This is a genomic window from Marisediminitalea aggregata, assembly GCF_900129565.1.
GTDB lineage: Bacteria > Pseudomonadota > Gammaproteobacteria > Enterobacterales > Alteromonadaceae > Alteromonas > Alteromonas aggregata.
In genome coordinates this window covers 1-5797 of the sequence record NZ_FQWD01000014.1, presented here as the reverse complement: position 1 = coordinate 5797, position 5797 = coordinate 1, and the positions used below count along the sequence as shown (strand labels likewise).

9 protein-coding genes are annotated in these 5797 nt (G+C 40.6%); all 9 read right to left on the bottom strand.

What is annotated here, in order from left to right; translation table 11 throughout:
* Positions 1 to 206: 206 nt before the first annotated feature.
* Positions 207 to 413 carry a hypothetical protein gene (locus tag BUB81_RS21765; RefSeq protein WP_073325472.1) on the bottom strand — a complete coding sequence of 69 codons (207 nt, stop codon included), beginning with the start codon at positions 411 to 413 and terminating at the stop codon, positions 207 to 209.
* A gap of 146 nt (positions 414 to 559) precedes the next feature.
* Positions 560 to 838, bottom strand: coding sequence for a hypothetical protein (locus tag BUB81_RS21760; RefSeq protein WP_073325471.1), 279 nt, complete (start codon positions 836 to 838; stop codon positions 560 to 562).
* 81 nt (positions 839 to 919) lie between these two features.
* The gene (locus BUB81_RS21755; RefSeq protein ID WP_073325470.1) at positions 920 to 1558 is read right to left on the bottom strand and encodes a hypothetical protein; all 639 of its coding nucleotides are present in this window, start codon (positions 1556 to 1558) and stop codon (positions 920 to 922) included.
* A gap of 172 nt (positions 1559 to 1730) precedes the next feature.
* Positions 1731 to 2036 carry a hypothetical protein gene (locus tag BUB81_RS21750; protein ID WP_175555857.1) on the bottom strand — a complete coding sequence of 102 codons (306 nt, stop codon included), beginning with the start codon at positions 2034 to 2036 and terminating at the stop codon, positions 1731 to 1733.
* A gap of 73 nt (positions 2037 to 2109) precedes the next feature.
* A complete protein-coding gene (locus BUB81_RS21745) occupies positions 2110 to 2457 on the bottom strand; it encodes an energy transducer TonB (protein WP_073325468.1) in 348 nt (115 codons plus the stop codon).
* Positions 2458 to 3885: 1428 nt separating this feature from the next.
* Positions 3886 to 4137, bottom strand: coding sequence for a hypothetical protein (locus tag BUB81_RS21735; RefSeq protein WP_073325466.1), 252 nt, complete (start codon positions 4135 to 4137; stop codon positions 3886 to 3888).
* 119 nt (positions 4138 to 4256) lie between these two features.
* Complete coding sequence (locus BUB81_RS21730) at positions 4257 to 4640, bottom strand: hypothetical protein (protein ID WP_073325465.1); 384 nt, start codon at positions 4638 to 4640, stop codon at positions 4257 to 4259.
* A gap of 144 nt (positions 4641 to 4784) precedes the next feature.
* The gene (locus tag BUB81_RS21725; RefSeq protein ID WP_073325464.1) at positions 4785 to 5048 is read right to left on the bottom strand and encodes a hypothetical protein; all 264 of its coding nucleotides are present in this window, start codon (positions 5046 to 5048) and stop codon (positions 4785 to 4787) included.
* Positions 5049 to 5550: 502 nt separating this feature from the next.
* On the bottom strand, positions 5551 to 5797 hold a 247-nt coding region (locus tag BUB81_RS22255), incomplete at its 5' end, for a hypothetical protein (RefSeq protein ID WP_175555856.1).

Sequence of the window (5797 nt, the reverse complement as noted above, 5' to 3'; positions counted from 1 at the left end):
GATTTTTCATGGCAAGTTCAATTAAGGAGACTTCAACTTCACATTCTATATCGACAGTTTCCAAGCTAAACGTCCCTTGAGCACATAACACCCCACTAAGGGGCGTTAACACATGGGCTAAAATTAGGAACGAAGTGACGCAGCCCATGTGTTAGCGTCCCAGCGAGCGAAGCGAGAGCCTTGAGTGGTTTGTTATATGAGGCTCTCTAAAAAGAGCCCTGTTTTTTGTTTTGTACAGTTGCAAGTAGCACGAGCATTACACCAATACCCAAACCCAAAACCGCACCTCCTGCTACATCGTTACTGATACCCGCAAACTCTTGCGCCTTGCGCACTTCCAAAATCCAGAACGAAAATACAAATGAAATGCTGGCAATAAGTGGTAATAGAACGACTCTCGATTTTTTAGACATATACAGCCTCCTTGATTGAATATCCACGTGGCAAATAACGCCTAAATATGGGGCACAAACAGGCAGGCTATAATGGCGAAGCCGCCTGCCTGTTTGTGTCCCAGCCCGCGCAGCGGGCGAACTTAATTTTTTTGTTAGGTGCCATGCTAGGGAATACCTATATCCCACAATTGCTGTTCACTTAAAAGCAAAATGTCTTGTGTTTCGGAGAATCGAATGCCTAAACAGGTACTCGTAGAGATTAGCAACCCTTTTTCCTTTAGTTCAAAAACAACAACGCTATCTTTGCCATGAAAATCCTTCCAGCAATTCAACCGATAAATAGTGCTACCAAGAGCACATTCTTTATTGGTGAAAAGCAAGTCGTCATCTTCAGTAGCAATATATTGTTCGCGAAGCTTTTCTAAAAAAGAGACTGGATTCATAACTGTCCACTTGGCACCTAACGCCGCCAGCAGGGGCAGGCAAAGCGCGAAGCGGTTTGGCTGTCCCTCTGACTGGCTTTGTTAGGGCCTATATCCCATGATAGCTGCGACAAACATAGCTCCAACAACGTAAAAAGGGTATTTAAACGATTCAAGAATATTGATTTCTGGATTAACGCTAAAAACCACCAAGCCAGAATAGATAATAATTATCGGCAAAAGAGCACGCATATAGAATATAAAGTATTTCTGTGGAGTAACGTCCCCCCACTCTCGGTCGTAGATAACCTCAATATATTTTGTAATTGTCTGCCCAAGAATAAAGACTGGAATAAACGCTATCGCTGCATAGCAAATAGATAGAGATATGGGGCTTATTTGCTCAAGTGGCAGCCATGATAGCCTAGTAGACTGAAGGTCAATGCTGGCGCCTAAATTCGAGCTAAGTAAAATAGGCAGCATTGCTGATGTAAAGAGCATTAGCATCGACCAAGTGACCATATTAAATGACCATTTAAAGCTTTCTGCTCTAGCTTGATTTAGCATTCTTCTGGCATATTTTTCTCGATCTATCTCAGGTACCTGTTCCGGAACTGCCAGATGTACAGGTTGAAGCTTATTCGCTCCAAAAAGTTTGTCCCAATTCATAACTGACTTGGTTAAATCGGTTAAAAAATTTCCTATAATGCTGCCTAAAACACCAATAATGAAATCCAACATGCTCTCCTTTTTGTATTGAGCCCTAACGCCCCGCTTAGGGGCAAAAATACGTGGGCTATAATAACGAGCGAAGCGAGGACGGCCCACGTGTTTTTGTCCCAGCACGCTCCGCGTGCGTCTACAGCGGTTTGTTAGTACCCGTGAACCAAAAACAACCTTGTACCTGCTTGAGTTAATTGCCTTTATTACGATTTTTAATTATTTCTTTGTAACTAAAGTAAGTAAAGAATGGCGCCATGATATAAATAGCCAAAATAACATCGAATGCTACCAAGGCATAAACAATTTCTGCTTGCCCCATTGAACCACAGAATTCCCAGTGAAAGAATGGAATACACTCATATACAGATGTAGACCAAACATAGCCAGTGCTGCCAAAAACAATGCACAATAGCAAAATGCTTCGCATCATTTTTAGAAGTAACTTTTTAGATGATTTTACCTTCAATGTTTCCATTCCTTTGGGTACTAACGCCATAATTTGGAGGCACAAACGAGTGGGCTATACTGCGAAGCAGAGCCCGCGTGTTTGTGTCCCCAACATTTGTTTGTTAGGTGCGTGCTTCTTCATATCTAATATCCATGTATTTTATACATTTTAAATGGGGTTTATGGAACTTGGTTTTTGCAATGGTTCTTCTCGCACCACGAACATAAACATAAGAGCTTGACCCAACAACTTCTATATTTTCAGTAACTCCTAGCTCATTAACAATGAACTTCAATGATACTGTTTCAGATATCGTCTTTGCTTCCGAGCCTCCTGCTGGTGCCCCTGGCCATACTAGTTCTAGCGGTGATAAAGGTATTACCTCTTCACTACAAAATTCAACCGAATCTTCTGCATGGGACAAAAACGGCAATAATAGAAAAGTGAGGATTAGTATCTTTTTACCCATGTAGTACCTAACACCCGCATAAAGGGCGATAACACATGGGCTAAAATTAGGAACGAAGTGACGCAGCCCATGTGTTAGCGTCCCAGCGAGCTTGCGAGCGATTTAATGCGTTTGTTATGTTTACGCGGTCACCATTAGTCCATTTGCCATACCAACAAAAAGTAGAATATATGATAAACAGCTAGCTAAAGCGCCTTTAAAGTGATGCAAATAAATAACTGATTCAGACTTTTTTACAAAATGTTGATAAGCAGCATATAGAAGCTGAAAAACTGTAACTATGAGCCCACCAGTAAACACCCAGAGACACAAAAGCATAAAAAATGAAAGGATTGCTAATGGCTTAAAGTAATAGCTAGCAGGTATTGATAAATAGCCCAATACACCTAGAAAGCTCACAACGCTATTACCATAACACTTTAATAAATCTAGTTTACTGATTGGCAGACTTCCCTGTAAACATAACACTTAAATATGGGGCACAAACAGGCAGGATATAATGGCGAAGCCGCCTGCCTGTTTGTGTCCCAGCCCGCCTGCGGGCGACATAATTTGCTTGTTATAAGCCATTTTCTCGATGCCTAAAACCATATTTGAATAAATAAATTGGATAACTTACAAAATTGAATACTAGAAGGTACAGAATCCACTGATTACGCTTTCCTTTATCCTGAAATCTCTTTGATGCGTCCACAACACAAGAACCAAATCCTCCAAGGGCGAGAACAAGACTAAAGTACCAAACCAACCTGTATTGATTTAGTGATAACCATTCTGTTTCAGAACTCCCATTTACGTCATGTTTAGTAATTATCAAAAAGATAACAGACCAAATTAAAACTAGGATATTAAAAGTCTTCTCAAAACTATTCATGGCTTATAACACCCACATAAGGGGCAGTAACACGTGGGCTAAAATCCGAGCGAAGCGACAGAGCCCACGTGTTACTGTCCCAGCGAGCCTGCGAGCGGCTTAATGTGATTGTTATACGCAAATAGCGCACGTTTTACCAAGCATTAAAATACACAAACAAAAGTAAGTAGTTTACTGAAGATATTAAGACTCCAGCTAATGCCTTTAATGAATTCGTTGAAGTATGAGCCTTCCAAGAAATGAAGGTCCCCAAAGCGACAGTTAAAGGGTATGACAGCATCAAAAAAGCAGCAAACCACACAAATGGATTATTTTCAGAGTCCGGCGAATCGAAAAGAAAAATACTCGTATACGCGACAAAAGGCCACAATAAAATGCTGAGACAGGCTAAACCTGAAACACCCAGACAAAGAAAAGTTATTGGGTTACCGTACAAAGCGAATCCTTTTGCGTATAACATCCCAAGAAGGGGCAATTACACGTGGGCTATAATACGGAACGAAGTGACGGGAGCCCACGTGTAATTGTCCCGCTTGCTTGGTTTGTTATAAGGCTTACCACTGATGCTTAGTTGCAACTACGACTGCCCCTAAATAATGGGCAAACCCAATAGCTCTAATCGCTCTTTCATTGAAAATTGGTATGGCGGCTTCTTTCTCTGTCTTAAATACAAGTTGTGCTAGCGGAATATATTTGTACAAGAAACTTTGGTACTTAACCAATATAAATTCCATATGTCGTGGCACAAACACTAACCAAGTACCAAATACAATAAAGGTGACGATGCGCCAAATTACTTCCTCCATTGAAGAGCCTTATAACGCCCGCATAACGGGCAAAAATACGTAGGCTACAATACCAAGCGAAGCGCAGGGAGCCTACGTGTTTTTGTCCCTAGCGAGCGAAGCGAGTGTTAATGCGTTTGTTAGGTGTCACTACCGAATTGTTCAAAAATATACTTATTTTTTTCCATTACCTGTACTTGGTACATTTTATTAGTGGCTTCATAAACAGGAGCAATGTAAGGCAAATCGTAGTGCTTTAATTCTATCCTTGTCCCATATTTTGGGAGCCAGAATTTATTTGGAAAAAGTGGGATATATGATTGAAACAATAACCCATTCTCAAAAACCTTTACTTTAACTGTTCCACGAAAACGAGCTCCATTTATTATCACAGATTCGGTATGCCATGTTTTTACCCATTTTCCTTTTTCACAACCAACTTTGTATGTCATCCCTGCAATAAGATGAACAAATAGGAAAATTAGCATCAAGAAAGGAATAAAAAAAAGTAAAGCCGTTGCCATAGACACCTAACACCTAAATATGGGGCACAAACACGTAGGCTAAACTGCGAAGCAGAGCCTGCGTGTTTGTGTCCCAGCCCGCCCTGGCGGGCGACATAATTTTTTTGTTAGGTGGCACCGTAAACATCCCTTGATTGTGCAGTATCAGTTACCTATAAAACTGGATGAAAACAACAATATTGATAACACTAAAAACCAACCGGAAGCATTATTTCTTAGTTTTAACTGTTGTTCGGTCAAGCTGTTTTCTGCATTTAAAACAACCACCTGTATAAAGTCGCTCAAACCAGTGCAACTAAACACAGAACCGTAAATACTGACAATTAAACGATAGTAATAAATTGCAACAAAGCCAGCAGAAACAAAGCTGAAGAAAACAATAAAAACTATGCTCATATCTTCTGACACCTAACGCCCTGCTTAGGGGCGGAAATACATGGGCTAAAATTAGGAGCGAAGCGACGCAGCCCATGTGTTTGCGTCCCAGCCCGCTTGCGGGTGACTACAGCAGATTGTTATGTACGTGCTTAAACAACATTATACCTTGCCAAAACATACAGAGCTGTGAAGCCAATTATGCAACCCAACAACCCCCAAATTATCATATTTCTTACATAAAGCATTTGGGGCTTATACCAACTCTTCAAAAATATTTCTGGGATATGGTAAATGCAAGCTTTGCTTAAATAGCCTGAGCTTTTAAACGTTTCTTCGTTTATGGCAAATCGAGCGAGAATAAACCCAACGAAAGCACTTAAAAACGAAATTAGTAAAAATATGAATAGAGCTAGAATAATTTTTCCCTGAGTACATAACACCCCAAGAAGGGGCAATTACACGTGGGCTATAATACGGAACGAAGTGACGGGAGCCCACGTGTAATTGTCCCGCTTGCTTGGTTTGTTATGTTTTACACGCCGCCGTGTAGAGCTACCCAATACATTAAACCAATAAATGTGGAAAGTGGTACAGCCAATAATATGCTTGCAGTAGCTTGTATACGACTGTGCCCTTTAATTAAAGCAATAACCCCTATTACTACGGCAATTATAGATATTGGGAATGCTGACAAAGCAATGTAAGGCGGCAACTCATGCAAAGTATTTTCAGCATTCGGTGTGGCGAATTCCCAAGATACAAAAGTGAATGTAATTCCA